This window comes from Klebsiella sp. 18074, from assembly GCF_902705905.1.
GTDB lineage: Bacteria > Pseudomonadota > Gammaproteobacteria > Enterobacterales > Enterobacteriaceae > Klebsiella > Klebsiella terrigena.
The window spans coordinates 62,691-89,650 of the sequence record NZ_CACSIS010000026.1 but is presented as its reverse complement, the minus strand read 5'-3'; the positions used below and the strand labels follow the sequence as shown (position 1 = coordinate 89,650).

Genomic DNA, 26,960 nt, shown 5'->3' with positions numbered 1-26,960 from the left:
CCACTCAACGGGCAGATGCTCAGCAAAAATCTGAGTGGAAGGTGGGGGTAATAATGGCTGGTCATTGAAACTCAGCAGGTCATCAAGCAGTGGCATATAAAAACGGCTCCCTGTTGTGGAAGCCGTTATAGTGCCGCAGTTTAAGGATCGATCAACCGATCCTTAACTGATCGGCATTGCCGCCAGGGCGGGGCTTGTCGTTGAGGATGATTCCCCGCTAAGCCAGAACCAGATCGCCCTGCGGATGGCAGGAGCAGGCCAGCACGTAGCCGTCGGCGATCTCCTGCCCGGTCAGCGTCATGGTGCTGCTGACCGTATAGTCGCCGGCAACGACTTTGGTTTTGCAGCAGCCGCAGACGCCGGCACGGCAGGCGACGGTAACCGGAACCTTGTTGCTTTCCAGCGCCTCCAGCAGGGTGGTGCCTACCGGTGCATAGAACTCCTGCGCCGGCTGCAGTTTGGTAAACTTCAGCCCGCTGGTGGCCGTCTGGGCAAGCGGCGTAAAGAACTTCTCTTTAAAGAAGCGCGTAACGCCCAGCGCGCTGACCTCCTGCTCAACCATTTCCATATAAGGCGCAGGCCCGCAGGTCATCACGGTACGCGAGGCCAGATCCGGTACGCTTTTCAGCAGATCGGCGGTCAGGCGGCCGGCAACAAAGCCGTGTGTGGCGCTGTTTTCCGCCACCAGGGTTACCGCATACTGGCGCCACTCTTCGGCGAAAATGACGTCCTCAGGCGAACGCACGTTGAAAATGACCTGTACATCCGCCTCGGGGCGGTACTTCGCCAACCACCGGCGCATCGACATAATCGGCGTCACGCCGCAGCCGGCTGCCAGCATCAGGAAACGGTCCGCCGGCTTATCTGCACAGGTAAAATCACCCATCGCATCGGACAGCCAGATGTAGTCACCCCGCTTGACGTCACGGGTTAACCACTGAGAGCCGGCACCGTCATCAATACGACGCACGGTCAGCGTAATGTACTCGCTGACGCCCGGCGTAGAGGAGATCGTGTAGGCGCGCAGCGTATCCGCTGAGTTGCGTACGCTGACCAGCGCATACTGCCCGGCCTGATAGGGATAGCAGTCGTGGCACAGCAGCGATACCGTCCAGACGTCGGGGGTTTCCTGATGGATGTGGTGTACCTGCATCCGCCATGGGCACTGCTGGGTTGGCATAGTCATTCGATCGCTCCTTACGCGCTCAACAGCTGCTGCATGTCTTGTTCAACGGTCGTCACAGAGCGCAGGCCAAATTTCTCGTTGAGGATTGCCAGCAGATCCGGGGTGAAGAAGCCCGGAGCGGTTGGGCCGGTGACGATGTTTTTCACGCCGAGTGAGAGCAGGGTCAGCAGGATAACGATCGCTTTCTGTTCGAACCAGGAGAGCACTAGCGACAGCGGCAGGTCGTTCACGCCGCAGCCCAGTTTTTCAGCCAGGGTGACGGCCAGAATAATCGCCGAGTAGGCATCGTTACATTGACCGGCATCCACCAGGCGCGGCAGGCCTTCGATATCGCCGAAGTCCAGCTTGTTGAAGCGATATTTACCGCAGGCCAGGGTCAGGATCAGGCAGTCGTCCGGAACGCTGGTCGCGAAGTCGGTGAAGTAGTTGCGCTCGCCGCGCGCGCCGTCGCAGCCGCCGACCAGGAAGATATGACGTAGTTTTTCACGGCTGACCAGGTCGATCAGCGTATCCGCCGCGCCCAGCAGGGTCTGACGGCCAAAGCCAACGGTGATCAGGTGCGGAATTTCGCTATACGGGAAGCCGGCCATCTGCTGCGCCTGGGCGATCACCGGCGCGAAGTTTTCGCCTTCAAGGTGGCTTACGCCCGGCCAGCCGACGATGCTGCGGGTCCAGATACGGTCGTCATAGGCGCCAACGGTCGGATCGATGATGCAGTTAGAGGTCATCACGATAGGGCCAGGGAAGCGGGCAAATTCAACCTGCTGATTCTGCCAGCCGCTGCCGTAGTTACCGACCAGGTGTTTGAATTTTCGCAGCTCAGGGTAGCCGTGCGCCGGCAGCATTTCACCGTGGGTATAGACGTTAACGCCGGTGCCTTCGGTTTGTTCGAGCAGGCTATACAGATCTTTCAGGTCGTGACCGGAGATCAGGATGCACTTCCCTTCAACCGACTTCACGTTGACCTGAGTCGGGGTCGGGTGGCCGTATTTGGTGGTTTCACCGGCGTCCAGAATGCTCATCACTTTGAAGTTCATCTGGCCGATTTCCATTGAGCACTCCAGCAGAGCGTTCAGGTCGTCAGGCCAGGTGCCCAGCCACGCCATAATTTTGTGGTACTGAGCGTAGATATCGTTGTCGTACTGACCCAGAACGTGAGCGTGCTCCATATAGGCCGCGGCGCCTTTCAGGCCGTACAGGCACAGCAGACGCAGGCCGAGGATATTCTCGCCGATGGTTGCTTTGTCTTTGTTGGGGGTAAATTCTGCCGCCTGACGCTGCAGGTCGCCCAAATCGTCGCTAACCAGCTGCAGGCTGGCCATCGGGTTGTCTACCGCCGCGCCGGCGTCAATATTCAGGCACTGGGCCTTCAGCGCCTCGCGCATCGCGATGGCCTCACGCGCGTAGCCAACGATGCGCGGAGAGTCGAAGTTAACGTTGGTCAGCGTGGAGAAGAAGGCACGCGGCGCAAAATTATCAATTTCATGGTCAACGATGCCATATTCACGAGCCTTAACGGCCCAGGCGGAGAGGCCCTGCAGGGAGGCAATCAGCAGATCCTGCAGATCGGAGGTTTCGGCCGTTTTACCGCACATACCCTGCGCGTAAGAGCAGCCGTTCCCTGCGGGGGTACGGATGGTTTGTTCACATTGCACACAAAACATGGTCACACCTTTTTTAAAGTTATATTTAATATACATGTTTAAGGTTATGCCCGGGCGCGCAGGGATTAAAGGGATTTCTAATACAATTTACAGGGAGATTGATTTAGCGCAATTTTGGCGGTAGTAGATGACTACCGCCACAGGGGTATTAAGCGGAGAAAAAGGCCATCAGTATGGGCACCAGCAGGCTCAGAATAAAGCCATGAACAATCGCCGCCGGCACGATTTCAACGCCGCCGGAGCGCTGTAATACCGGCAGCGTAAAGTCCATCGAAGTCGCGCCGCAGAGGCCTAAGGCCGTTGAGCGGCTGCGGCGAACCAGGCCGGGAATAAGCATAATCGCCAGCAGCTCACGGGAGAGATCGTTAAAAAACGCGGCGCTGCCAATCACCGGCCCGTAGGATTCGGTCAGCAGGATCCCTGAGAGCGAATACCAGCCAAATCCTGAAGCCATTGCCAGCCCGGTTTTAAGCGGCAGGTCGAGAATAAAGGCGTTGATCATCCCGCCGAGTAATGAGCTGGCCATGACGACGACCGCCACAATCATTCCCCGGCGATTAAGCACTATTTGCCGCAGGGTCATACCGTTATTGCGCAGCTGAATACCAATCAGCAACAGCAGGAAGATCAGCGTATATTCGCTGGCTTCGGTGGCGTGCTGCAGAAATGACAGACCGCTTAAACCAATCAGGAAACCAATAAGCACCACGCCGCACAGCTGCAGTGATTCCATTGCCATCGCTACGCGCGAAGGTAATTCCTCCTGCCGATGCTGGCTGCGCCACGGCATCTTCTGCTCGAGCCACATTAATGCCGCAATATTACACAGCATAATAACGACGACGCTTACAGCGGCGTAATGAAGAATGGAAAGCAGGTTGCTGGCTAAATTGTCGAGGAAGGCGAGGCTAATCCCCATGAAAAAGAGGATAACGTAGACAATCCAGCTCAAAAGTCGCGCGATGACTTTAAGCGCTACCGGCTGACGAAGTGGAATGATATAGCCGATAATCAACGGCAGCAGAATGATTAATAATCCCGAAAACATGAACGGCCTGGTCCTTGCAGAATGAAAATAGCGCCACTGACACTACCCAAATCATTGTACCGAGTAAAGCCGTCACCAAAAAGAAAGGCCCGGCTATGCCGGGCCTGAGCGTGAGTCTACGGTGAGACTAGCTGCGTTTTTCCAGCAGCGTGCGGTAGAGCACGCCGCCGAGGATCCCGCCGATGATTGGCATCACCCAGAACAGCCACAGCTGCTGCAGCGCCCAGCCGCCCTGGAAGATAGCGACCGCGGTGCTACGTGCCGGGTTGACGGAGGTATTGGTTACCGGAATGCTGATGAGGTGAATTAAGGTCAGCGCCAGGCCGATAGCGATCGGTGCAAAGCCCGCCGGGGCGTTTTTATCCGTTGCGCCGTGAATAACCAGCAGGAAACCGCAGGTCAGCACAATTTCGATGACAATCGCCGAAAGCATTGAGTAGCCGCCCGGAGAGTGTTCGCCAAAGCCGTTGGACGCAAAGCCGCTGGCCGCTGCGTCAAAGCCCGCTTTACCGCTGGCAACCACGTACAGAATGCCGGCCGCAATAATACCGCCAACCACCTGAGCGATAATATAACCGATCACGTCCTTGGCCGGGAAGCGACCGCCGGCCCACAGGCCTAAGGTCACCGCCGGGTTAAAGTGCCCGCCGGAAATATGCCCCACGGCAAACGCCATCGTTAATACGGTTAAACCAAAGGCCAGAGCGACCCCGGCAAACCCTATTCCCAGCTCCGGGAAGGCTGCTGCAAGAACCGCGCTACCGCAGCCACCGAACACAAGCCAGAATGTACCAAAACATTCCGCTGCTAATTTTCTAAACATAGCCACCTCAAATAATAATGTTAATGAGCACGATTTAACGTGCCGATCTTTATTTATCAACTAAAGGATGAAGATAAAAATAAAGCGTCGCTATTTTATGGACGATCGCCATCCCGTAACCAGTTAAATAAATAGATGTAATTTGATTTAGGGCAAGGTGATGTTAATCCTTATACCATTCACTGTGCAAGAAAAGCGTAGTACAAAAATAATAGATGTAACCACTGCAATGAATGAATTATTTTTTAAACAAATACCCTTATCAATAATCATATTGAAAAGGGTATTTTTCGCCTCTGCTGATATTGGCGTTTACGGCAGTGTCATGTTCCTGCATGTGTCGCTATACTGCTGATAACTGAAGGAGAAAGTGGTGACTGAGCGGAGGGGATATGCTTCTTGAGCGCGTGGAGATCGTCGGTTTTCGCGGTATCAATCGTTTATCATTGATGCTGGAGCAAAATAACGTGCTGATCGGCGAGAATGCGTGGGGAAAATCCAGCCTTCTGGATGCCCTGACGCTGCTCTTGTCGCCAGAGTTCGAGCTTTATCATTTTGTCCGGGATGATTTCTGGTTCCCGCCCGGCGACGTGCAGGGACGCGAGCACCATCTGCACATCATTCTGACCTTCCGCGAGAGCGAGCCTGGCCACCATCGGGTACGGCGCTTTCGCCCGCTCAGCGACAGCTGGGTCCCCTGTGATGACGGCTATCAGCGAATTTTCTATCGCCTGGAGGGCGAGCTGGCCGATGATGGCAGCGTAATGACGCTACGCAGCTTTATTGACGGCAAAGGGGAAGCGCTGGAGCTGGCGGATATTGACGAGCTCGTGCGCCATCTGGTGCGCCTGATGCCGGTCCTGCGCCTGCGCGACGCCCGCTTTATGCGGCGCATCCATAACGACAGCGTGCCGCACTCTCCGCAAATTGAAATCACCGCCCGCCAGCTGGATTATCTCTGCCGGGAGCTGGTGAGCCATCCGCAAAATTTAACCGACGGCCAGATTCGTCAGGGGCTGTCGGCCATGGTGCAGCTCCTTGAACACTATTTTGCCGAGCAGAGCAGCGTGCAGTCCCGCAACCGCCTGATGCGCCGCCATTCCCACGATGAACAGCGCAGCTGGCGCTATCTGGATATCATCAACCGGATGATTGATAAGCCCGGCGGGCGAAGCCACCGGGTCATCCTGCTCGGCCTGTTCTCTACTCTGCTGCAGGCCAAGGGCACGGTCCGGCTCGACCGCGACGCGCGGCCGCTGCTGCTGATTGAAGACCCGGAAACCCGGCTGCACCCGATTATGCTCTCCGTCGCCTGGCATCTGCTCAACCTGCTGCCGCTGCAGCGCGTGACCACCACCAACTCCGGCGAGCTGCTGTCGCTAACTCCCGTTGAGCACGTCTGCCGCCTGGTGCGCGAATCGTCGCGCGTCTCGGCCTGGCGGCTTGGACCGGGGGGAATGAATGCCGAAGACAGCCGGCGCATCGCCTTTCACATTCGCTTCAATCGCGCCTCGTCGCTGTTTGCCCGCTGCTGGCTGCTGGTGGAAGGGGAGACCGAGACCTGGGTTATCAACGAACTGGCCAGACAGTGCGGGCACCACTTTGATGCGGAAGGGGTGAAGGTCATTGAGTTTGCCCAGTCGGGACTAAAGCCGTTGATTAAGTTCGCCAGCCGGATGGGCATTCAATGGCATGTTCTGGTCGATGGCGACGAGGCGGGGAAGAAATACGCCGCGACGGTGCGCAGCCTGCTTAACGACGATCGCGACCTGGAGCGCGACCATTTGACAACGCTGCCGGCGCTGGACATGGAACACTTTATGTATCGCCAGGGCTTTAACGATGTTTATCATCGCGTGGCGCAGCTGCCGCCAAACGTGCCGATGAATATGCGGCGGGTGATCACCAAAGCTATTCATCGCTCATCAAAGCCGGACCTGGCGATTGAAGTGGCGATGGAAGCCGGGAGGCGCGGGGTTGAATCCGTGCCGGCGCTGCTGAAGAAAATGTTCTCCCGCGTGCTGTGGCTGGCGCGTGGCCGGGCGGATTAAGCGCGCTGGCGGTAAGGATGCAGCAAATTCAGGGTTATGTTTTCGCTATCTCCAGATAGAATCATCGGCTTGCGCTGCGGTTTAAAACATCAGGAATTTTTATGAAGCTCAATGGAAAACGCAGGAAAGTCTGGTGGCTACTGGCCATTATCGTACTGGCTCTGGCCATCTGGGGATGGCGGGTGCTGAATGCGCCGCTGCCGCAGTATCAGACTCTGGTGGTGCGTAAAGGCGATCTCCAGCAGAGCGTGCTGGCGACCGGTAAGCTGGACGCGGTACGTAAAGTCGACGTTGGCGCGCAGGTGAGCGGGCAGCTGAAAACGCTGCGCGTGAGTATCGGCGACAAGGTACAGAAGGATCAGCTGCTGGGGGTTATCGATCCCGAACAGGCGGAGAACCAAATTAAGGAAGTCGAAGCGACGCTGATGGAGCTGCGCGCGCAGCTGAATCAGGCCCGCGCCGAGCGTCAGCTGGCCGCCGTGACCTTAGCCCGTCAGCAGCAGCTGGCGCAGCGCCAGCTGGTTTCGCGTCAGGAGCTGGATACCGCGGCCACCGATTTAGCGGTCAAAGAGGCGCAGATTGGCACCATCGAGGCGCAGGTTAAGCGCAACCAGGCCACGCTGGATACCGCGAAAACTAACCTCGATTACACTAAAATTCTGGCCCCGATGTCCGGGGAAGTGACGCAAATCACCACCCTGCAGGGGCAGACGGTAATTGCCGCCCAGCAGGCGCCGAATATTCTGACCCTCGCCGATCTCAGCACCATGCTGGTGAAGGCGCAGGTCTCTGAGGCGGACGTGATCCATCTTCGCGCCGGGCAAAAGGCGTGGTTCACCGTGCTTGGCGACCCGCTTACCCGCTACGAAGGGACCCTGAAGGATATTTTACCTACTCCGGAAAAGGTCAACGACGCTATCTTCTACTACGCCCGCTTTGAGGTCCCGAACCCGCAGGGGATCCTGCGCCTCGAAATGACGGCTCAGGTCCATATCCAGATGGCGGAAGTGAAAAACGTGATCACCATTCCGCTGAGCGCGCTGGGGGATGCCATCGGCGAAAACCGCTACCACGTGCGGCTGCTGCGCACCGGCGAGGTTAAAGAGCGCGAGGTCACCATCGGCGCGCGCAACGATATTGATGTGGCGATAGTCAAGGGCTTAGACGAAGGCGATGAGGTCATCGTCGGGGAAAGCGCGCCCGGGACGGCTAAATGACGGCGCTGCTCGAACTGCGTGATATACGCCGCAGCTATCTTTCCGGTGACGAGAGCGTCGATGTTCTGAAGGGGGTCACGCTGAGCATCAACGCCGGAGAGATGGTAGCCATTGTCGGCGCTTCCGGCTCCGGTAAATCGACCCTGATGAACATCCTCGGCTGTCTCGATAAGCCGAGCAGCGGCACCTATCGGGTGGCGGGCACTGACGTGTCGCGGCTCAACGGCGACGAGCTGGCCCGGCTGCGGCGAGAGCATTTTGGTTTTATCTTCCAGCGCTACCATCTGCTGTCGCACTTGACGGCGGTACAGAATGTCGAGGTGCCGGCGGTCTACGCCGGCACTGAGCGACGGGCTCGCCTTGAGCGCGCGCGCGATCTGTTGGTGCGCCTGGGGCTTGGCGATCGGGCGGATTATCAGCCTTCGCAGCTCTCCGGCGGTCAGCAGCAGCGGGTGAGCATTGCCCGCGCGCTAATGAACGGCGGGGAAGTTATTCTGGCGGATGAGCCGACCGGCGCGCTGGACAGCCATTCCGGCGAAGAGGTGATGGCTATCCTGCATCAGCTGAAATCGCAGGGGCATACGGTGATCATCGTCACCCACGATCCGCTGGTGGCGGCGCAGGCCGAACGGATCATTGAGATCCACGACGGCGAGATCGTACGTAATCCGCCGCCTAAGAGCGCAGGCAGCGCCGGCGTTATTCGCCAGATCCCTGCGGCCGAACCCTCCGCGTGGCGTCAGTTCAGCAGCGGCTTTCGCGAAGCGTTGGTGATGGCCTGGCGGGCAATGACCGCCAACAAAATGCGCACCCTGCTCACCATGCTCGGCATTATTATCGGCATCGCTTCGGTGGTGTCGATTGTGGTAGTGGGGGATGCGGCGAAGCAGATGGTGCTGGCGGACATTCGCGCCATCGGCACTAACACGATTGATGTCTATCCCGGGAAGGATTTCGGCGATGACGATCCCCGCTACCAGCAGGCGCTGAAGTATGACGATCTGCTGGCTATTCAGAAGCAGCCCTGGGTCAGCTCGGCGACGCCTGCAGTATCGAAAAACCTGCGCCTGCGTGCCGATAATATCGACGTTGCCGCCAGCGCCGAGGGCGTCGGGGTGCAGTATTTTAACGTCTACGGCATGACCTTTAGCGAAGGCAATACCTTCAATGAGCTGCAGCTAAGCAGCCGGGCGCAGGTGGTGGTGCTGGACAGTAATACCCGACGCCAGCTCTTTCCGCATAAGGCGAGGGTGGTGGGCGAAGTTGTTCTGGTTGGCAATATGCCCGCGACGGTGATCGGCGTGGCGGATGAGAAGCAGTCGATGTTCGGCAGCAGCAAAATCCTCCGCGTCTGGCTGCCTTATACCACCATGGCCGGGAGGGTGATGGGGCAGTCGTGGCTGAACTCAATCACCGTGCGGGTGCATGAAGGATACGATAGCTCAACCGCCGAACAGCAGCTGCTGCGCCTGTTCGAACTGCGGCACGGCAAAAAAGATGTTTTCACCTGGAATATGGACAGCATCTTGAAAACGGCGGAACGGACCACACATACACTACAGCTGTTTCTGACTTTGGTGGCGGTTATCGCGCTGGTGGTTGGCGGTATTGGCGTGATGAATATTATGCTGGTATCGGTCACCGAACGGACCCGCGAGATAGGTATCCGCATGGCGGTCGGGGCGCGGGCCAGCGACGTGCTGCAGCAGTTTCTGATTGAGGCTGTTTTAGTCTGTCTGGTGGGCGGCGCGCTGGGTGTGACCCTATCGCTGATGATTGCCTTTGTGCTGCAGCTCTTTTTACCCGGCTGGGAGATTGGCTTCTCACCGCTGGCGCTGCTGACGGCGTTTTTATGTTCGACGCTAACCGGCGTGCTGTTTGGCTGGCTTCCCGCGCGAAATGCCGCGCGCCTTGACCCGGTGGACGCGCTGGCTCGCGAGTAGCGCTAAAAAAATGCCAGTCAGAAGGACTGGCATTTTACTGGCGGGATGTACACAATGAAGCGAAAGAGTTATGCAGCCGCTTCCGCTTCTACAGGAACAATCACGCTGGCGTGATTACCTTTCGGTCCCTGGTGAACATCAAACCGAACGGCTTGTCCGGCTTTTAGCGTTCTGTAACCATCCATCTGGATGGTCGAGTAATGGGCGAAAATGTCTTCGCCTCCGCCCTCAGGGCAAATAAAACCAAACCCTTTGGCATTGTTGAACCACTTAACAGTACCCATTTCCATACTTCGACATCCTTCGTAATTCTTTATAAGTAAGATGGGATGAACCGGTAGTGGAGTGACGAGTTGTTCAAATGCTCGCCAACTCTCGCCAGTACAATTTAGAGAAATACGAAAAGGCGTCAAGCGATTGACGGTAGGGGAAGGCGAAAAATGCGTCAAAATTTGAAGCAGTTAACGCTATTGCCGGGGAATGTGACAGACATCGCGGATGGAAGTAATAGATGATAGTTATCTATGATCTATTGTAGATTTGTGATGGGCATAACTTTTGGTCATCGACAGGCCACCGCCTGTTGGCAACAGCAACCGATGATGAATACTGACGATGAGTAAGAGAGATTGGCTGGACTTCGATCAGCTGGTAGAAGACGAAGTGCGTAATGAGCTTAAACCACCATCGATGTATAAAGTGATATTGCTCAATGATGACTACACTCCAATGGAGTTTGTTATTGACGTGTTACAAAAATTCTTTTCTTATGATGTAGAACGTGCAACGCAGCTGATGTTGACGGTTCACTATCAAGGTAAAGCGATTTGTGGTGTATTTACCGCAGAGGTTGCGGAAACCAAAGTTGCGATGGTGAGCCAGTATGCGAAGGAGAACGAGCATCCATTGCTGTGTACGCTAGAGAAAGCCTGAAGACAGGCAAGAAAATTGGGGGAGGTGCCTATGCTCAATCAAGAACTGGAACTCAGTTTAAACATGGCTTTCGCCAGAGCGCGCGAGCACCGTCATGAGTTCATGACCGTCGAGCACTTGCTGCTGGCGTTGCTCAGCAACCCTTCGGCCCGCGAAGCGCTGGAAGCGTGTTCCGTGGACCTGGTGGCGCTGCGTCAGGAACTTGAAGCCTTCATCGAACAGACCACACCTGTTCTACCCGCCACGGAAGAAGAGCGCGACACTCAGCCGACGCTGAGCTTCCAGCGCGTACTGCAGCGTGCCGTCTTCCACGTACAATCCTCTGGCCGCAGCGAAGTGACCGGTGCCAACGTTTTGGTCGCTATTTTTAGCGAGCAGGAGTCGCAGGCGGCCTATCTGCTGCGTAAACATGAAGTCAGCCGTCTTGATGTGGTGAACTTCATCTCTCACGGTACGCGTAAAGACGAGCCGAGCCAGCCTTCCGAAAACAGCGGAAGCCAGCCCAGCAATGAAGAGCAAGCAGGCGGGGAGGATCGTATGGAAAACTTCACCACCAATCTCAATCAGCTTGCTCGCGTTGGCGGAATCGACCCGCTGATTGGTCGCGAAAAAGAGCTGGAGCGTGCCATTCAGGTTCTGTGCCGCCGTCGTAAGAATAACCCGCTGCTGGTGGGTGAGTCCGGCGTGGGTAAAACCGCGATTGCCGAAGGGCTGGCATGGCGAATCGTGCAGGGCAACGTGCCGGAAATCATGGCCGATTGCACGATCTATTCGCTGGATATCGGCTCCCTGCTGGCAGGGACAAAATACCGCGGCGATTTTGAAAAACGTTTCAAAGCGCTGCTGAAACAGCTGGAGCAGGATACCAACAGTATTCTGTTTATCGATGAAATCCACACCATCATCGGTGCGGGCGCCGCATCCGGCGGCCAGGTCGATGCCGCCAACCTGATTAAACCGCTGCTCTCCAGCGGCAAGATTCGGGTGATGGGGTCGACGACCTACCAGGAGTTCAGCAATATCTTCGAAAAAGACCGCGCGTTAGCCCGGCGTTTCCAGAAGATAGACATTACTGAACCTTCGGTAGAAGAGACTGTACAGATTATTAACGGCCTGAAGCCGAAGTACGAAGCGCACCACGACGTGCGCTACACGGCGAAAGCGGTGCGTGCGGCGGTTGAACTGGCGGTGAAATACATTAACGATCGTCATTTACCGGACAAGGCGATAGATGTTATCGACGAAGCGGGCGCGCGGGCGCGGCTGATGCCGGCCAGCAAGCGTAAGAAAACGGTTAACGTGGCGGATATCGAATCGGTGGTGGCGCGCATTGCCCGCATCCCTGAGAAGAGCGTCTCCCAAAGCGACCGCGATACGCTGAGAAATCTTGGCGATCGGCTGAAAATGCTGGTCTTTGGTCAGGGCAAGGCGATCGAGGCGTTAACCGAAGCCATCAAGATGGCGCGTGCAGGACTGGGCCACGAGCATAAGCCGGTGGGCTCCTTCCTGTTCGCCGGGCCTACCGGCGTCGGGAAAACCGAGGTCACCGTACAGCTGGCCAAGGCGCTGGGTATCGAGCTGCTGCGCTTTGATATGTCCGAGTATATGGAACGTCACACCGTGAGCCGTTTGATCGGTGCGCCTCCGGGCTACGTTGGTTTCGATCAGGGCGGGCTGCTGACCGATGCGGTCATTAAACATCCGCACGCGGTGCTGCTGCTTGATGAGATTGAAAAAGCGCACCCTGACGTCTTTAACCTGCTGCTGCAGGTGATGGACAACGGTACGCTGACCGACAACAACGGCCGCAAGGCGGACTTCCGCAACGTGGTGCTGGTGATGACCACCAACGCCGGCGTGCGCGAAACCGAGCGTAAGTCGATTGGCCTTATCCATCAGGATAACAGTCCGGATGCGATGGATGAGATCAAGAAGATCTTTACGCCGGAGTTCCGTAACCGCCTCGACAACATTATCTGGTTCGATCACCTGTCAACGACGGTAATCCATCAGGTGGTGGATAAGTTTATCGTCGAGCTGCAGGTTCAGCTGGATCAGAAAGGCGTGTCGCTGGAAGTGAGTCAGGAAGCGCGAGACTGGTTGGCAGAGAAAGGCTACGACCGGGCAATGGGTGCGCGTCCAATGGCGCGGGTGATTCAGGATAACCTGAAGAAACCGCTGGCCAACGAGCTGCTGTTTGGTTCGTTAGTCGACGGCGGCCAGGTGACCGTTGCGCTGGATAAAGAGAAGAGTTCGCTGACCTATGATTTCCAAAGTGCGCAGAAGCACAAACCGGAAACGGCGCATTAATTCTTACTCTGAAACGTCAAAAACCGGCCTGTGGGCCGGTTTTTTTATATCCGCAGTCGCTTAGCGGAGAGGGGATGTAAAAAGACCGGGAATTATCCCGGCCTTTAGCATCTGACGCCACAAGGGCGGAAAACTATCAGCGACTACGGAAGACAATGCGGCCTTTGCTCAGGTCGTACGGGGTCAGCTCAACAGTCACTTTGTCGCCCGTCAGAATGCGGATGTAGTTCTTACGCATTTTACCGGAAATATGCGCAGTTACCACGTGACCGTTTTCCAGTTCTACGCGGAACATTGTGTTAGGCAACGTGTCAAGTACGGTGCCCTGCATTTCAATATTGTCTTCTTTGGCCATCTAGTCCTCTGGGGTATCACTACCGTAGTTTTGAACCGGCAAGATAATGCCGAAGTTCAGCGAGTAAGTAAAGTTTTACGTTTATACCCGTCACACTTCGCGTTGCGTCCACGTTGGCTGCGTTCTTCGATCCCGGCTACTTTTTTCAGTAAGCGCTGGGGATCCGTTCACTTGCCTCCCGCCTGCAACCCGATCTGTTGCGAGTCTATATACTTTATCTTTCTGGCTGCCTTAGTTCTCACGGTCACATAGTTATTGATGCTGCCTGGCGTTTGGTTTGTCGTCCCGGCGCATCATGAATAAGTTTGGGTTTAAATCACTGAAGTAGTTTTGGCGCATTGCCCGGAACGCACGCGGATAAACCGCACGACAGGCGCAAACGTAAAGGGGGAGTGACAGAACGATGGGCGTTATCTGACTCTTATTATTCCCAAACGGCGGCGGGGCAACGGGCAGAAGCTACTCTACCGCGCAATTATACCATCCCGGCGAAGAATGTGCTGAAAACATTTACACATTGCCGGTAAATAGCACCCTCGGCACCCAAAATCTTTCCGGTAAACGCTGGCTGCGCAATTGCGCCAGCCGATCGAGATAGTCGCGGCGGGGAATTTCAACCGCGCCCAGCGACGCGGTGTGGTTATTTAGCACCTGGCAGTCAATTAACTGGCCACCGTCGTGCATAAATGCCTGGCAGAATACCAGCAGGGCCGTTTTCGACGCATTTTCCGCGTGGCTGAACATCGACTCGCCGCAAAACAGCGCCCCCTGAGCCACGCCGTACATACCGCCAACCAGCGTCTCATCGCGCCACACCTCGATTGAGTGCGCGTGCCCGAGCTCGTGCAGCTGGTGATAGGCCTTGACGATGCTGGCGGTTATCCAGGTGCCCTCATCGCGATTGGCGGCGCAGCCTTCAATCACCTCGCCAAAGGCATGGTTCAGCGTCACGCGATAGGGAGAGTGCTGGTGGAAGCGTTTCATGCTGCGGCTGAGATGAAACTGCCCGGGCCACAGAACCGCGCGGGGATCGGGAGACCACCATAAAATAGGATCCCCCGGTGAAAACCACGGAAAGATGCCGTGCTGATAGGCCATAAGCAGGCGCGCGGGGCTAAGATCGCCACCCAGCGCCAGCAGGCCGTTCGGTTCACGCAGGGCGCCTTCCGGCGCGGGGAAGGCAATGGACTGACGGGAGAGCTGAACCAGACGCATTTTAACCTCAATACGCACCAGCAATTGTCCAGTATATTCGCTGTCTTTCAGGCGCCAGCGCAGTATGCGCGCACCTGAAACTCATAGAGTATATACACAAAATCATTCGGGATGCCCTGCGGCGATGGCCCGATAACGACTGACCTACAGGCGCTGCTTAAACTGGTAGTAGCGCCCTTGTTGAGCCAGCAGTTCTGCGTGACTACCTTGCTCAATAATCTTGCCGTTGTCCATGATAATTATCTGATTAAAACGCGCCAGCCCGCGCAGGCGGTGGGTGACCATCAGCACGGTTTTTTCTTTCATCACTTCGGCCAGTAAATCAAGGATTTGGCTTTCGGTTGTGGCGTCCAGGCCTTCGGTCGGCTCATCGAGCAGCATTAGCGGCGCGTCGTGAAGCAGGGCGCGGGCAATGGCTAACCGGCGCAGTTCGCCGCCGGAAAGCTGGCGACCGCCTTCTCCCAGCCAGCTGTTGAGGCCGCTGTCGTCGAGTAGCTTGCCGAGCCCAACCCGCTCGAGGATGTTGACCAGGTGCGTATCGCTCGCCTGAGGTGCCGCCAGCAGCAGGTTGTCGCGCAGCGTTGCGCTAAACAGATGCACGCGCTGAGGAACCACGCTCATTGCCCGGCGCAGGGTCGTCTCGTTGAGCTGCGTAAGCGGCTGGTCGTTGAGTAAAATCTCGCCCTGGGCCGGATCCCAGGCGCGGGTAAGCAGCTGCAGCAGGGTCGATTTCCCGCAGCCGGTGCGTCCGAGAATAGCGATATGATCGCCGGCAGAAACCTGTAACGAGATATTCTCCAGCGCTGCGGTGGGCTGCTGCGGATAGCTAAAGGTGACCTGATTCAGCGTCAGCGCTACGCGTGAGAAGGTCTGGTCCGCGCTCTGCGCAAAGGAGACTTCCGGCGGCTGCTCGGTGATTTGCGTAATCCGCCGCGCGGAGGCGATGACCTGCCCGAGGTGCTGGAACGCACCGGTAACCGGTGCCAGCGCCTCAAACGCCGCCAGGGCGCAGAAAACGAAAAGCGCGATCAGCGCGCCCGGCTGGCTATTGCCGCCCACGCCGGCGGAGGTCAGCCACAGCATCGCAATCACCGCAATGCCGCCAATCAGCAGCATCAGCGCCTGAGAAAGCGCCGTGAGTTCGGCCTGACGGCGCTGGCCATCCTGCCAGCGCTGTTCGGTTTTCTCCAGCTGTTCGCGGTAGCGATCGCTGGCGTTAAACAGCATCAGCTCCGCCTGGCCCTGCAGCCAGGCGGTGAGCTGCTGGCGGTACTGGCCGCGCATTTGGGTTATGCACTCACCGGAAGGTTTACCGGCCCGGTAAAACAGCGGCGGCAGTATCAGCACGGTCAGCAGCATGATGCCGCCCAGCGTCAGGGCCAGGGTGACGTCCAGAATACTCAGACCGGCGGTGACGACCAGAATGACCACCAGCGCCCCAACCAGCGGCGAGATGACCCGCAGATAGAGGTGATCCAGGGTATCGACGTCGGCAACGATGCGGTTAAGCAGCTCTCCCTGGCGAAAACGCGCCAGCCCGGCAGGGGAGAGCGGCAGCAGCTTGCTGAACGTGAAAACGCGCAGATGCTGCAGGACGCGAAAAGTCGCGTCGTGGCTCACCAGGCGTTCAAAGTAGCGCCCGGCGGTACGAATAATCGCCGCGCCGCGTACGCCGGCGGCGGGCAGCATGTAGTTAAAGCTGTAGATACCGGCAACGCCGACGACGGCCGATGCCGAGAGGAACCAGCCGGACAGCGTCAGCAGCCCGATACTCGCCAGCAGGGTGACGATCGCCAGCACCACGCCGAGCATCAGCAGCCATATGTGCCGCTTGTACAACGCCAGATAAGGTAATAATGCGCGCATTTAAATCTCCTCCTGACGATGGGCCAGCAGGGTCGCGAAGGGCCCTTCGGCGGCGGCAAGCTGTGAATACTCGCCTTGTTCGACAATCTGTCCGTTTTGCATCACCCAGATAGCGTCCCAGTCGGCTATACCTTCTAGCTGGTGAGTGACCATCAGCGTGGTTTGCTGCGAAGAGGCGTTTGACAGAGCCTGCATCACCCGCTGTTCGCTGTGGGCGTCGAGGCTGGCGGCAGGTTCATCGAGCAGCAGCAGACGGCAGGGAACCAGCAGCGCGCGCGCGACGGCGATACGCTGCGCCTGGCCAACCGATATGCGGGCCGCCTGATCGCCCACCGGCGTATTAATGCCCTGCGGCAGCTGCGAGACAAATTCGCTTACCCAGGCCTTATCCAGCGCCAGCTGAAGCTGCGCCTCGGTCGCGTCAGGCCACGCCAGAAGCACGTTTTCACGCAGCGTGGCCGCCGGCAGCTGCGGGTTTTGTCCAACCCAGCTCAGCATGCGATGCCAGCGCTGGCTATCAAGATCGCGCAGCTCAACGCCGTTGACCATCAGCGAACCGTCATAGGGCAGAAAGCCCGCCAGCGTATTCAGCAGCGAGCTTTTGCCGGAGCCGCTTTGCCCAACCAGCACCACCCGCTTACCGGCAGGCAGGGAGAAGTTCAGCGGTCCTGCCAGCACCTTGCCTTCCGGTGATTTGATCCGCAGATCGCGCGCTTCAAGACTCACCAGCTCGTTGTCGCTAAGCACCTTCTCGCCGCGCTCGGCCTGCGCCAGCGGCGTTTCCATAAAGGTTTTCAGGCTGTCCGCCGCGCCGATAGCCTGCGCCTTAGCGTGGTAGAAGGTGCCCAGATCGCGCAGGGGCTGGAAAAACTCCGGCGCGAGGATCAGGGTCAAAAAGCCGGCCATCAGGGTAACGCCTGCGCCGTAATGACCAAAGTTCAGCTCGCCCAGGTAGGAGAAACCGAAATAGACCGCCACCAGCGCAATGGAGAGGGAAGTGAAAAATTCCAGCACCCCGGAGGAGAGGAAGGCCAGACGCAGGACGTCCATCGTGCGCTGGCGAAAATCCTGCGAAGCCTCGCGAATATTGTCGGTTTCCGCGGCGCCGCGGTCGAAAATACGCAGCGTTTCCATGCCGCGCAGGCGGTCGAGGAAGTGGCCGCTCAGCCGCGCCAGCGCCTGGAAGTTGCGGCGGTTTGCATCCGCGGCACCCATTCCGACCAGCGCCATAAACATTGGGATCAGCGGCGCGGTGCCGAGAAGGATCAGCGCTGCCGCCCAGTTAATCGGGAAAATAGTGATAACGATGAGCAGCGGCACGCCCGCGGCCAGCGTCATCTGCGGCAGATAGCGCGCATAGTAATCGTGCATATCGTCGATTTGCTCGAGGATAAGCGTGGCCCAGCTGCCCGCAGGCTTGCCCTGGATCCACGCCGGACCGGCCTCCTGTAGGCGGTCGAGCACCTGGCGACGGATCTCATAGCGGATATGCTGTCCGGCATAAAATCCTACCCGCTCGCGCAGCCATACCACCCACGCGCGGAGGACGAAAATCAGCACCAGCACGGTAAACGGCAGCACCAGCGCCGTCGCCGGAATATTCTCCATTATCATGCGGTGAAGGATCCGCGCCAGCAGCCAGGCCTGAGCGACGATCAGCAGCCCGCTAATGACGCCCAGCGCGCGGGAAATCATCAACCAGCGACGGGAGAGAATGCTCTGTTCTTTTAACCAGCGGGTTAACTCTTGTTGACGGGTTTTATTCATTGCGCACTTAGCAGGTGGAGTTATAGGTTTTTGGGCACGGCAATGTTACAACGCGGAAAAAATAAAGGCGACTTTTCGTCGCCTTCTTTACCTTTGTTACTGACTTGTAAAGATTATTTGCAAGCGTCAGCCAGGCCGTCGAGATAGCGCTCGGCGTCCAGCGCGGCCATGCAGCCGGTGCCGGCAGAGGTAATAGCCTGACGGTAGATATGGTCCATCACGTCACCGGCGGCGAAGACGCCAGCAACGCTGGTTTGGGTCGCGTTGCCGTGAATGCCGGACTGAACTTTGATATAGCCGTTTTCCAGCTCCAGCTGACCGGCAAAAATCGCCGTGTTCGGGCTGTGGCCGATAGCGACAAACAGGCCCGCGACTTCCAGTGATTCGACGTTGTCCGCATTCAGCGTATCGCGCAGGCGCAGGCCGCTGACGCCCATCTGGTCGCCGGTCACTTCTTCCAGGGTGCGGTGAGTATGCAGCACGATGTTGCCGCTTTCCACTTTGTCCATCAGGCGCTTGATGAGAATTTTTTCAGCGCGGAAGGCGTCGCGACGGTGGATCAGGTGGACTTCAGACGCGATGTTAGAGAGATACAGCGCTTCTTCAACCGCGGTGTTGCCGCCGCCGATAACCGCGACCTTCTGGTTACGGTAGAAGAAACCGTCGCAGGTGGCGCAGGCGGAAACGCCGCGGCCCTTAAAGGCTTCTTCAGACGGCAGGCCGAGATAGCGCGCGGAAGCGCCGGTAGCGATAATCAGCGCGTCGCAGGTGTATTCGCCGCTATCGCCGACCAGGCGGAACGGACGGTTCTGCAGATCGACGCTGTTGATATGATCGAAAAGAATTTCGGTTTCGAACTTGGCCGCATGCTCGTGCATACGTTCCATCAGCAGCGGCCCGGTCAGATCGTTCGGATCCCCAGGCCAGTTTTCCACTTCCGTGGTGGTGGTCAGCTGACCCCCTTTTTCCATCCCGGTAATCAGCACCGGATGCAGGTTTGCACGTGCGGCATAGACCGCAGCGGTGTATCCCGCAGGTCCAGAACCAAGAATTAGCAGCTTACTGTGTTTGGCCGTGCCCATGAGAACCCCATAATTTATTGGCATACATTGGGCTGGATTGTAGGGAATTTGTTGTCGTAAAAAAAGAGCATAGCGATTTTGTTAACGATATGTGCAATAGCACCCGCCGATGAACTGGCGATTTAACGAACGGAGAATATAACTAATTCTACTGTCAGCAGCACAATTATAAGAGGAAAACATGAGAATCAACGGGGGGGGATAATGAATATCTGGCATCTTGTACTAAAAATCGATGTTTTGCTTTGACAATCCCCTGTGCATTTGCGAAAACATTCATGGAAGAAGAAAAGCAGCGTTTTGCGTGTGGCGAATTTTCATGCATGCAAATGCCATTTTTATCCGGGTTAGCGAAATCTACGCATGGTGTGGACAGACGCCATGCGTGATGTCGGTGGCTGCCGTCAGGCAACGGGCTTCTTACGTACCCCTGGGTTACTCAAGTCGTACGGGTAAGAACAGGATGGGCTCTGGCAGTGAAGGCTCAGAGTCAGAACAGGAGTAGGGAAGGAATACAGAGAGACAATAATAATGGTAGATAGCAAGAAGCGCCCTGGCAAAGATCTCGACCGCATCGATCGTAACATTCTGAACGAGTTACAAAAAGATGGACGTATTTCTAACGTCGAACTTTCTAAACGGGTGGGACTTTCTCCGACGCCTTGCCTTGAGCGCGTGCGTCGACTGGAAAGACAGGGTTTTATTCAGGGCTATACGGCGCTGCTTAACCCGCATTATCTGGATGCATCACTTCTGGTATTTGTTGAGATTACTCTGAATCGTGGCGCGCCGGATGTGTTTGAGCAATTTAACGCCGCTGTGCAAAAACTTGAAGAAATTCAAGAGTGTCATCTGGTATCCGGCGATTTCGACTACCTGTTGAAAACTCGCGTACCGGACATGTCAGCGTATCGTAAACTACTGGGCGAAACCCTGCTGCGCCTGCCGGGCGTAAACGACACCCGTACCTACGTGGTAATGGAAGAGGTCAAGCAGAGCAATCGTCTGGTAATTAAGACGCGCTAACACGGAACAGGTGCAAAATCGACGTAGTTTGATTACACTCCTGTTAATCCATACAGCAACAGTGCCGGGGAGACCCGGCACTGTTGTCCGTTTTAGCAGCAGGCAGGAAACAGCCTGATACCTGGAGAGCCTTTTTTGAGCCAGGAATACACTGAAGACAAAGAAGTCAAACTGACGAAGCTAAGCAGCGGGCGCCGACTCCTTGAGGCGTTACTTATCCTTTGCACCCTTTTTGCTATCTGGCTGATGGCGGCCTTACTCAGCTTTAATCCCTCGGATCCAAGCTGGTCGCAAACGGCCTGGCACGAGCCTATCCACAACATCGGCGGCACGCCGGGAGCCTGGCTTGCCGATACGCTATTTTTCATTTTTGGCGTAATGGCTTACACCATTCCCGTGATTATCATCGGCGGCTGCTGGTTTGCCTGGCGCAATCAAACTAACGACGAATACATCGACTATTTCGCCGTTTCGCTGCGCCTAATTGGCGCGCTGGCGCTGATCCTCACCTCCTGTGGCCTGGCCTCTATCAATGCCGATGATATTTGGTATTTCGCCTCGGGCGGGGTCATTGGCAGCTTGCTGAGCACCACCCTGCAACCGCTGCTGCACAGCAGCGGCGGAACGATTGCGCTGCTCTGCATCTGGGCGGCGGGTTTAACCCTGTTTACCGGCTGGTCGTGGGTCAGCATTGCCGAAAAACTCGGCGGCGCGATCCTTTCCGTCCTCACCTTCGCCAGCAACCGTACCCGTCGGGACGACACCTGGGTTGATGAGGACGACTATGAAGATGACGAAGACGACGATACGGCGAAACCGCAGGGCTCGCGTCGCGCGCGAATTTTACGCAGCGCTTTAGCGCGTCGCCAGCGTCTGGCAGAGAAATTCTCCAATCCGCTGGGGCGCAAGACCGACGCCGCGCTGTTTTCCGGTAAGCGCATGGATGATGCCGAGGAAGAGATTGAGTTCAGCGCCAACGGCGCGCCGGTTGCGGCAGACGATGTGCTGTTTTCTGGCGCCAGCGCCGCGCGCCCGGCAGATGCGGACGATGTCTTATTCTCCGGTGCCAGCGCAACGCGTCCGGGGGACTTTGACCCCTACGATCCGCTGCTGAACGGCCATAGCATTGCCGATCCTGTGAGCGCGGCTGCGGCAGCCACCGCAGCGCCGCAGGCGTGGGCTGAGCCGATAGCTGGCCAAACTCCACAGGCCGGTTGGCAGCCAGAGGCACAGGTTTATCAGCCGGAGCAGGTTCCGGTACAGCAGCCGCACTACCAGCCTGCGGCCGCGTATCAGCCGCAGCAGGCGTATCAGCCGGAGCAAACGCCGGTGCAGCAGCCGCACTACCAGCCTGAGGCCGCATATCAGCCGCAGCAGGCGTATCAGCCGGAGCAGACGCCGGTGCAGCAGCCGCACTACCAGCCTGAGGCCGCATATCAGCCGCAGCAGGCGTATCAGCCGGAGCCGACGCCGGTGCAGCAGCCGCACTACCAGCCGGAAGCCGCGTATCAGCCGCAGCAGGCGTATCAGCCTGAGCAAGCGCCGGTACAGCAGCCGCACTACCAGCCTGCGGCCGCGTATCAGCCGCAGCAGGCGTACCAGCCTGAACAGGCGCGGGTACAGCAGCCTCACTACCAGCCTGAACAGGCGCCGGTACAGCAGCCTCACTACCAGCCTGAACAGGCAGCGGTACAGCAGCCTGCTTATCAGCCTGAACCTTATGCCGCCTCGCCTGTTATTGAGCCAGAAGCGCCCCAGGAAGAGGTCAAGCCGCAGCGTCCGCCGATGTACTATTTCGAAGAGGTCGAAGAGAAGCGCGCGCGTGAGCGCGAACAGCTTGCCGCCTGGTATCAGCCGATTCCGGAGCCTGCGAGTCCGGTTGCGACAAGGCCTATCTCGCCGCCGCCATCGTCTCCGGTAGATGTTGCCGCGGTAACCACGCTCGCCGCCAGCGTACATCAGGCCGCGGGTGCTGGCGCAACGGCCGCAACGGTGGCGTCCGCCGCGTCATCCGCCGCGCCGCTGTTCAGTCCGGCAGCGGGCGGGCCGCGCGTGCAGGTCAAAGAGGGCATTGGTCCGAAGCTGCCGCGTCCTAACCACGTCCGCGTACCGACGCGCCGTGAGCTGGCATCGTATGGCATTAAGCTGCCTTCTCAGCGCATCGCGGAAGAGCGCGCCCGTCAGGCGGAACTCGATCAGAATTATGATGATGAACCGCTCACCGATGAAGAAGTTAGCGAGCTGGAGCAGGGCGAGCTGGCGCGTCAGTTTGCTGCGACCCAGCAGCAGCGCTACGGTGAGGTCTACCAGGCTGACGACGGCGGTGATAATGATTCTGCCGCCGAAGCCGAGCTGGCTCGCCAGTTTGCCGCCGCCCAGCAGCAGCGCTACAGCAGCGAGCAGCCGCGCGGGGCGAATCCGTTCTCTCCGGCTGACTATGACTTCTCGCCGATGAAAACGCTGGTGGACGACGGCCCGAACGAGCCGCTGTTTACGCCGATGCCGGAGGTTCAGCCGTCGGCACCGCAATATCAGCAGCCGGCTCAGCATCAGCATCAACATCAGCCGGTACAGCAGCCGCAGCAGGCCCTTCAGGCCCCGATGCAGCCGCCGGCCCAACAGCCGCAGCCGGCGCCGCAGCCTGCTTATCAGCAGCCGCAGGCTCCGCAGCCGGTACAGTCTGCGCCAACGGCGCAGAGCTACCAGCCGCAGCAGGCCCCTCAGGCCCCGATGCAGCCGCCGGCCCAACAGCCGGCGCCGCAGCCGCAGGAGAGCCTGATTCACCCGCTCCTGATGCGTAACGGCAACAGCCATCCGCTGCAGCGGCCGACAACGCCGCTGCCGTCTCTGGATCTGCTGACGCCGCCACCGAGCGAGGTTGAGCCGGTTGATACCTTCGCGCTGGAGCAAATGGCGCGCCTGGTGGAAGCTCGCCTTGCCGATTTCCGTATTAAAGCGGACGTCGTGAACTACTCGCCCGGCCCGGTTATCACCCGCTTTGAGCTGAACCTGGCGCCGGGCGTTAAGGCCGCGCGTATTTCTAACCTGTCGCGCGACCTTGCCCGTTCGCTCTCCACGGTTGCCGTGCGCGTCGTGGAAGTGATTCCCGGCAAGCCGTACGTTGGCCTGGAGCTGCCGAATAAGAAGCGTCAGACTGTCTACCTGCGCGAAGTGCTGGATAATACCAAGTTCCGCGATAACCCATCGCCGCTGACCGTGGTGCTGGGCAAAGATATCGCTGGCGATCCGGTCGTCGCCGACCTGGCAAAAATGCCGCACCTGCTGGTAGCCGGTACCACCGGCTCCGGTAAATCGGTCGGCGTCAACGCCATGATCCTCAGCATGCTCTACAAGGCGCAGCCGGAAGACGTGCGCTTCATTATGATCGACCCCAAAATGCTCGAACTGTCGGTCTATGAAGGGATCCCGCACCTGCTGACGGAAGTGGTTACCGATATGAAAGACGCCGCCAACGCTCTGCGCTGGAGCGTGAACGAGATGGAACGCCGCTACAAGCTGATGTCAGCGTTAGGCGTGCGTAACCTGGCGGGCTACAACGAGAAGATTGCCGAGGCGGCGCGCATGGGGCGCCCAATTCCGGATCCGTACTGGAAGCCGGGCGACAGCATGGATGCGGTTCATCCGGTGCTGGAAAAACTGCCTTACATCGTGGTGCTGGTGGATGAATTCGCCGACCTGATGATGACCGTGGGTAAGAAAGTGGAAGAGCTGATTGCTCGTCTGGCGCAGAAAGCGCGTGCGGCGGGTATTCACCTCGTGCTGGCGACCCAGCGCCCGTCGGTTGACGTGATCACCGGCCTGATTAAGGCCAACATCCCGACGCGTATTGCGTTCACCGTGTCGAGTAAAATTGACTCGCGTACCATTCTTGACCAGAGCGGTGCCGAATCGCTGCTGGGGATGGGGGATATGCTTTACTCCGGGCCGAACTCCACCATTCCGGTGCGCGTTCACGGCGCATTCGTGCGCGATCAGGAGGTCCATGCGGTAGTTCAGGACTGGAAAGCGCGTGGGCGTCCGCAGTATGTCGACGGCATCACTTCGGATAGCGAAAGCGAAGGCGGCGGCGGTGGATTTGACGGCGGAGAAGAGCTGGATCCGCTGTTCGACCAGGCGGTCAATTTCGTGACCGAGAAGCGTAAAGCCTCTATCTCCGGGGTTCAGCGTCAGTTCCGTATCGGCTATAACCGCGCCGCGCGCATCATTGAGCAGATGGAAGCGCAGGGCATCGTCAGCGAGCAGGGCCATAACGGAAACCGAGAAGTGCTGGCGCCGCCGCCCTTCGAGTGAGTGCAAAGTTGGGTAAATAAGAGCAAAATCAGCCTATTCTTCTGTCCCGCCGCGCCAGTCGGTCCTACATTAGGGGCAGAAGAGGCTCCCGCGCCGGGAGCGACGCACGTTGACGGAAATTAAGGAATAACAATGAAAAAACTCGCAATCACCTGTGCATTACTGTCTGGATTTGTTGTCAGCCAGGTTTGGGCTGACGCCGCCGGCGATTTGAAAAGCCGTCTGGATAAGGTGAGCAGCTTCCACGCCAGCTTCACGCAGAAAGTGACCGATGGTAGCGGCAACGCGGTACAGGACGGACAGGGTGATTTGTGGGTGAAGCGCCCGAATCTGTTCAACTGGCACATGACCCAGCCGGATGAAAGCATTCTGGTCTCTGACGGCAAAACGCTGTGGTTCTATAACCCGTTCGTTGAGCAGGCGACCGTCACCTGGCTGAAAGACGCCACCAGCAACACGCCGTTTATGCTGATTGCGCGTAACCAGTCTAACGACTGGCAGCAGTACAATATTAAGCAAAACGGCGATGACTTTGTCCTGACGCCGAAAAGCGGCAGCGGTAACCTGAAGCAGTTCACCATTAACGTAGGGCGTGATGGCACCATTCATCAGTTCAGCGCGGTAGAGCAGGACGACCAGCGCAGCAGCTACCAGCTGAAGTCGCAGCAAAACGGTGCGATAGACGCATCTAAGTTTACCTTTACGCCGCCGCAAGGGGTTACGGTGGACGATCAACGTAAATAGAGGCGAATGTGGGCAATCTGTCGCTCGACTTTTCCGACAATGCGTTTCAACCTCTGGCCGCCCGTATGCGGCCAGAAAATTTAGCGCAGTACATCGGCCAGCAGCATCTGCTGGCACCGGGTAAACCTTTGCCGCGGGCAATTGAGGCCGGGCATCTTCATTCGATGATTCTATGGGGCCCGCCGGGCACCGGAAAAACGACCTTAGCGGAAGTGATTGCTCGCTATGCCAGCGCTGACGTCGAGCGTATTTCGGCCGTGACCTCCGGCGTGAAGGAGATCCGTGAAGCCATCGAACGCGCCCGGCAGAACCGTAACGCCGGCCGGCGCACCATCCTGTTTGTCGACGAAGTCCACCGCTTCAATAAAAGCCAGCAGGACGCGTTTCTGCCGCATATCGAAGATGGCACCATCACCTTTATCGGCGCGACGACGGAAAATCCCTCTTTTGAACTCAACTCCGCGCTGTTATCGAGAGCACGCGTTTATCTGCTGAAATCACTCACCACGGAAGATATCGAGCAGGTGCTCACGCAGGCGATGAGTGATGCGGGCCGCGGCTACGGCGGACAAAATATTGTGCTGCCTGACGACACGCGTCGGGCGATCGCCGAGCTGGTAAACGGCGATGCGCGACGGGCGCTCAACACGCTGGAGATGATGGCCGATATGGCCGAAACCGACGCCGCCGGTCAGCGGGTGCTGCAGGCCAAGTTGTTGACCGAAATTGCCGGCGAGCGTAGCGCGCGTTTTGATAACAAGGGCGATCGCTTTTACGATTTAATTTCGGCGCTGCACAAGTCCGTGCGCGGCAGCGCGCCGGACGCCGCGCTGTACTGGTATGCGCGGATCATTAGCGCCGGTGGCGATCCGCTGTACGTTGCCCGCCGCTGCCTGGCGATTGCCTCGGAAGACGTCGGCAACGCCGACCCTCGGGCCATGCAGGTTGCTATCTCTGCCTGGGACTGCTTTACCCGAGTCGGCCCAGCGGAAGGCGAGCGGGCGATTGCTCAGGCTATTGTGTACCTCGCCTGCGCGCCGAAGAGCAACGCGGTTTATAGCGCCTTTAAGGCCGCGATGGCCGATGCCCGCGAACGCCCGGACTACGACGTGCCGATCCATCTGCGCAACGCGCCGACGAAGCTAATGAAAGAGATGGGCTATGGCCAGCAGTATCGTTACGCCCACGATGAGCCCAACGCCTATGCCGCCGGCGAGGAGTACTTCCCGCAGGAAATGGCGCAAACGCGCTATTATCGGCCAACAAACCGAGGGCTTGAGGGGAAAATTGGCGAAAAGCTCGCCTGGCTTGCCGAACAGGATCAAAATAGCCCCACAAAACGCTACCGCTAACAGAGGTGTTGCGGTAAGGTTATCGCTGAACCTCTAAAGACCGCAGGCTGCGGTCTTTTCCTCATTT

The 26,960-nt window shown here is 57.9% G+C and carries 19 protein-coding genes; 9 read left to right on the top strand and 10 right to left on the bottom strand.

Annotated features, from left to right (window positions below; translation table 11 throughout):
• Positions 1–217 precede the first annotated feature (217 nt).
• The 4 genes from hcr to aqpZ form a co-directional block, all read right to left on the bottom strand.
• Positions 218–1,186, bottom strand: coding sequence for an NADH oxidoreductase (gene hcr / locus GVK32_RS22115; protein WP_159872370.1), 969 nt, complete (start codon positions 1,184–1,186; stop codon positions 218–220).
• Positions 1,187–1,197: 11 nt separating this feature from the next.
• Positions 1,198–2,850, bottom strand: coding sequence for a hydroxylamine reductase (gene hcp / locus GVK32_RS22110; RefSeq protein ID WP_159872368.1), 1,653 nt, complete (start codon positions 2,848–2,850; stop codon positions 1,198–1,200).
• Positions 2,851–2,998: 148 nt separating this feature from the next.
• Positions 2,999–3,898 carry a lysine exporter LysO family protein gene (locus tag GVK32_RS22105; protein ID WP_159872366.1) on the bottom strand — a complete coding sequence of 300 codons (900 nt, stop codon included), beginning with the start codon at positions 3,896–3,898 and terminating at the stop codon, positions 2,999–3,001.
• Positions 3,899–4,025: 127 nt separating this feature from the next.
• The gene (gene aqpZ, locus GVK32_RS22100) at positions 4,026–4,721 is read right to left on the bottom strand and encodes an aquaporin Z (RefSeq protein ID WP_159872364.1); all 696 of its coding nucleotides are present in this window, start codon (positions 4,719–4,721) and stop codon (positions 4,026–4,028) included.
• A 392-nt stretch (positions 4,722–5,113) separates the two neighbouring features.
• Between aqpZ and GVK32_RS22095 the strand changes: the two genes are divergently transcribed.
• The 3 genes from GVK32_RS22095 (at position 5,114) to macB (ending at position 9,932) form a co-directional block, all read left to right on the top strand.
• The gene (locus GVK32_RS22095; protein ID WP_159872362.1) at positions 5,114–6,772 is read left to right on the top strand and encodes an ATP-dependent endonuclease; all 1,659 of its coding nucleotides are present in this window, start codon (positions 5,114–5,116) and stop codon (positions 6,770–6,772) included.
• Positions 6,773–6,873: 101 nt separating this feature from the next.
• Positions 6,874–7,989: a macrolide transporter subunit MacA gene (gene macA, locus GVK32_RS22090; protein ID WP_041144772.1), complete on the top strand. Its 1,116-nt coding sequence runs from the start codon at positions 6,874–6,876 to the stop codon at positions 7,987–7,989.
• Positions 7,986–9,932 (top strand): macrolide ABC transporter ATP-binding protein/permease MacB, encoded by a 1,947-nt coding sequence (gene macB / locus GVK32_RS22085; RefSeq protein ID WP_159872360.1) that lies wholly within the window; start codon positions 7,986–7,988, stop codon positions 9,930–9,932. The genes macA and macB overlap by 4 nt, the downstream gene beginning before the upstream one ends.
• Before the next feature lie 68 nt (positions 9,933–10,000).
• Here macB and cspD read toward each other — a convergent pair whose 3' ends face one another.
• The gene (cspD, locus tag GVK32_RS22080; RefSeq protein ID WP_004860015.1) at positions 10,001–10,222 is read right to left on the bottom strand and encodes a cold shock-like protein CspD; all 222 of its coding nucleotides are present in this window, start codon (positions 10,220–10,222) and stop codon (positions 10,001–10,003) included.
• A gap of 325 nt (positions 10,223–10,547) precedes the next feature.
• Here cspD and clpS point away from each other — a divergent pair, with 325 nt between their 5' ends.
• Positions 10,548–10,865 (top strand): ATP-dependent Clp protease adapter ClpS, encoded by a 318-nt coding sequence (gene clpS / locus GVK32_RS22075; RefSeq protein WP_041144775.1) that lies wholly within the window; start codon positions 10,548–10,550, stop codon positions 10,863–10,865.
• A gap of 30 nt (positions 10,866–10,895) precedes the next feature.
• The gene (gene clpA / locus GVK32_RS22070) at positions 10,896–13,175 is read left to right on the top strand and encodes an ATP-dependent Clp protease ATP-binding subunit ClpA (protein ID WP_159872358.1); all 2,280 of its coding nucleotides are present in this window, start codon (positions 10,896–10,898) and stop codon (positions 13,173–13,175) included.
• 136 nt (positions 13,176–13,311) lie between these two features.
• Here the strand turns inward: clpA and infA are convergent, their stop codons facing one another.
• From infA to trxB, 5 genes are all read right to left on the bottom strand, one after another.
• Positions 13,312–13,530, bottom strand: coding sequence for a translation initiation factor IF-1 (gene infA / locus GVK32_RS22065; RefSeq protein WP_002211347.1), 219 nt, complete (start codon positions 13,528–13,530; stop codon positions 13,312–13,314).
• Between the two features lie 510 nt (positions 13,531–14,040).
• Entirely contained in the window at positions 14,041–14,745 is a 705-nt protein-coding gene (aat, locus tag GVK32_RS22060; protein WP_159872372.1) for a leucyl/phenylalanyl-tRNA--protein transferase, read from the bottom strand.
• A 144-nt stretch (positions 14,746–14,889) separates the two neighbouring features.
• Positions 14,890–16,611: a cysteine/glutathione ABC transporter ATP-binding protein/permease CydC gene (cydC, locus tag GVK32_RS22055; RefSeq protein ID WP_159872356.1), complete on the bottom strand. Its 1,722-nt coding sequence runs from the start codon at positions 16,609–16,611 to the stop codon at positions 14,890–14,892.
• Entirely contained in the window at positions 16,612–18,378 is a 1,767-nt protein-coding gene (cydD, locus tag GVK32_RS22050) for a cysteine/glutathione ABC transporter permease/ATP-binding protein CydD (RefSeq protein WP_159872354.1), read from the bottom strand.
• A 113-nt stretch (positions 18,379–18,491) separates the two neighbouring features.
• A complete protein-coding gene (gene trxB / locus GVK32_RS22045; RefSeq protein ID WP_159872352.1) occupies positions 18,492–19,460 on the bottom strand; it encodes a thioredoxin-disulfide reductase in 969 nt (322 codons plus the stop codon).
• 531 nt (positions 19,461–19,991) lie between these two features.
• Here trxB and lrp point away from each other — a divergent pair.
• The 4 genes from lrp to GVK32_RS22025 all read left to right on the top strand — a co-directional run bounded on the left by lrp (position 19,992) and on the right by GVK32_RS22025 (position 26,893).
• Positions 19,992–20,486 carry a leucine-responsive transcriptional regulator Lrp gene (lrp, locus tag GVK32_RS22040; RefSeq protein ID WP_000228469.1) on the top strand — a complete coding sequence of 165 codons (495 nt, stop codon included), beginning with the start codon at positions 19,992–19,994 and terminating at the stop codon, positions 20,484–20,486.
• A gap of 135 nt (positions 20,487–20,621) precedes the next feature.
• Entirely contained in the window at positions 20,622–24,797 is a 4,176-nt protein-coding gene (gene ftsK / locus GVK32_RS22035; protein ID WP_159872350.1) for a DNA translocase FtsK, read from the top strand.
• A gap of 132 nt (positions 24,798–24,929) precedes the next feature.
• Complete coding sequence (lolA, locus tag GVK32_RS22030; protein ID WP_041144781.1) at positions 24,930–25,541, top strand: outer membrane lipoprotein chaperone LolA; 612 nt, start codon at positions 24,930–24,932, stop codon at positions 25,539–25,541.
• Positions 25,542–25,549: 8 nt separating this feature from the next.
• Positions 25,550–26,893: a replication-associated recombination protein A gene (locus GVK32_RS22025; protein WP_159872348.1), complete on the top strand. Its 1,344-nt coding sequence runs from the start codon at positions 25,550–25,552 to the stop codon at positions 26,891–26,893.
• Positions 26,894–26,960: the final 67 nt, after the last annotated feature.

What these genes read in the sequence shown, in the direction of transcription:
- hcr (WP_159872370.1), bottom strand. Translation starts at nt 1,186, where the DNA reads ATGACTATGCCAACCCAGCAGTGCCCATGGCGGATGCAGGTACACCAC.
- hcp (WP_159872368.1), bottom strand. Translation starts at nt 2,850, where the DNA reads ATGTTTTGTGTGCAATGTGAACAAACCATCCGTACCCCCGCAGGGAAC.
- GVK32_RS22105 (WP_159872366.1), bottom strand. Translation starts at nt 3,898, where the DNA reads ATGTTTTCGGGATTATTAATCATTCTGCTGCCGTTGATTATCGGCTAT.
- aqpZ (WP_159872364.1), bottom strand. Translation starts at nt 4,721, where the DNA reads ATGTTTAGAAAATTAGCAGCGGAATGTTTTGGTACATTCTGGCTTGTG.
- GVK32_RS22095 (WP_159872362.1), top strand. Translation starts at nt 5,114, where the DNA reads ATGCTTCTTGAGCGCGTGGAGATCGTCGGTTTTCGCGGTATCAATCGT.
- macA (WP_041144772.1), top strand. Translation starts at nt 6,874, where the DNA reads ATGAAGCTCAATGGAAAACGCAGGAAAGTCTGGTGGCTACTGGCCATT.
- macB (WP_159872360.1), top strand. Translation starts at nt 7,986, where the DNA reads ATGACGGCGCTGCTCGAACTGCGTGATATACGCCGCAGCTATCTTTCC.
- cspD (WP_004860015.1), bottom strand. Translation starts at nt 10,222, where the DNA reads ATGGAAATGGGTACTGTTAAGTGGTTCAACAATGCCAAAGGGTTTGGT.
- clpS (WP_041144775.1), top strand. Translation starts at nt 10,548, where the DNA reads ATGAGTAAGAGAGATTGGCTGGACTTCGATCAGCTGGTAGAAGACGAA.
- clpA (WP_159872358.1), top strand. Translation starts at nt 10,896, where the DNA reads ATGCTCAATCAAGAACTGGAACTCAGTTTAAACATGGCTTTCGCCAGA.
- infA (WP_002211347.1), bottom strand. Translation starts at nt 13,530, where the DNA reads ATGGCCAAAGAAGACAATATTGAAATGCAGGGCACCGTACTTGACACG.
- aat (WP_159872372.1), bottom strand. Translation starts at nt 14,745, where the DNA reads ATGCGTCTGGTTCAGCTCTCCCGTCAGTCCATTGCCTTCCCCGCGCCG.
- cydC (WP_159872356.1), bottom strand. Translation starts at nt 16,611, where the DNA reads ATGCGCGCATTATTACCTTATCTGGCGTTGTACAAGCGGCACATATGG.
- cydD (WP_159872354.1), bottom strand. Translation starts at nt 18,378, where the DNA reads ATGAATAAAACCCGTCAACAAGAGTTAACCCGCTGGTTAAAAGAACAG.
- trxB (WP_159872352.1), bottom strand. Translation starts at nt 19,460, where the DNA reads ATGGGCACGGCCAAACACAGTAAGCTGCTAATTCTTGGTTCTGGACCT.
- lrp (WP_000228469.1), top strand. Translation starts at nt 19,992, where the DNA reads ATGGTAGATAGCAAGAAGCGCCCTGGCAAAGATCTCGACCGCATCGAT.
- lolA (WP_041144781.1), top strand. Translation starts at nt 24,930, where the DNA reads ATGAAAAAACTCGCAATCACCTGTGCATTACTGTCTGGATTTGTTGTC.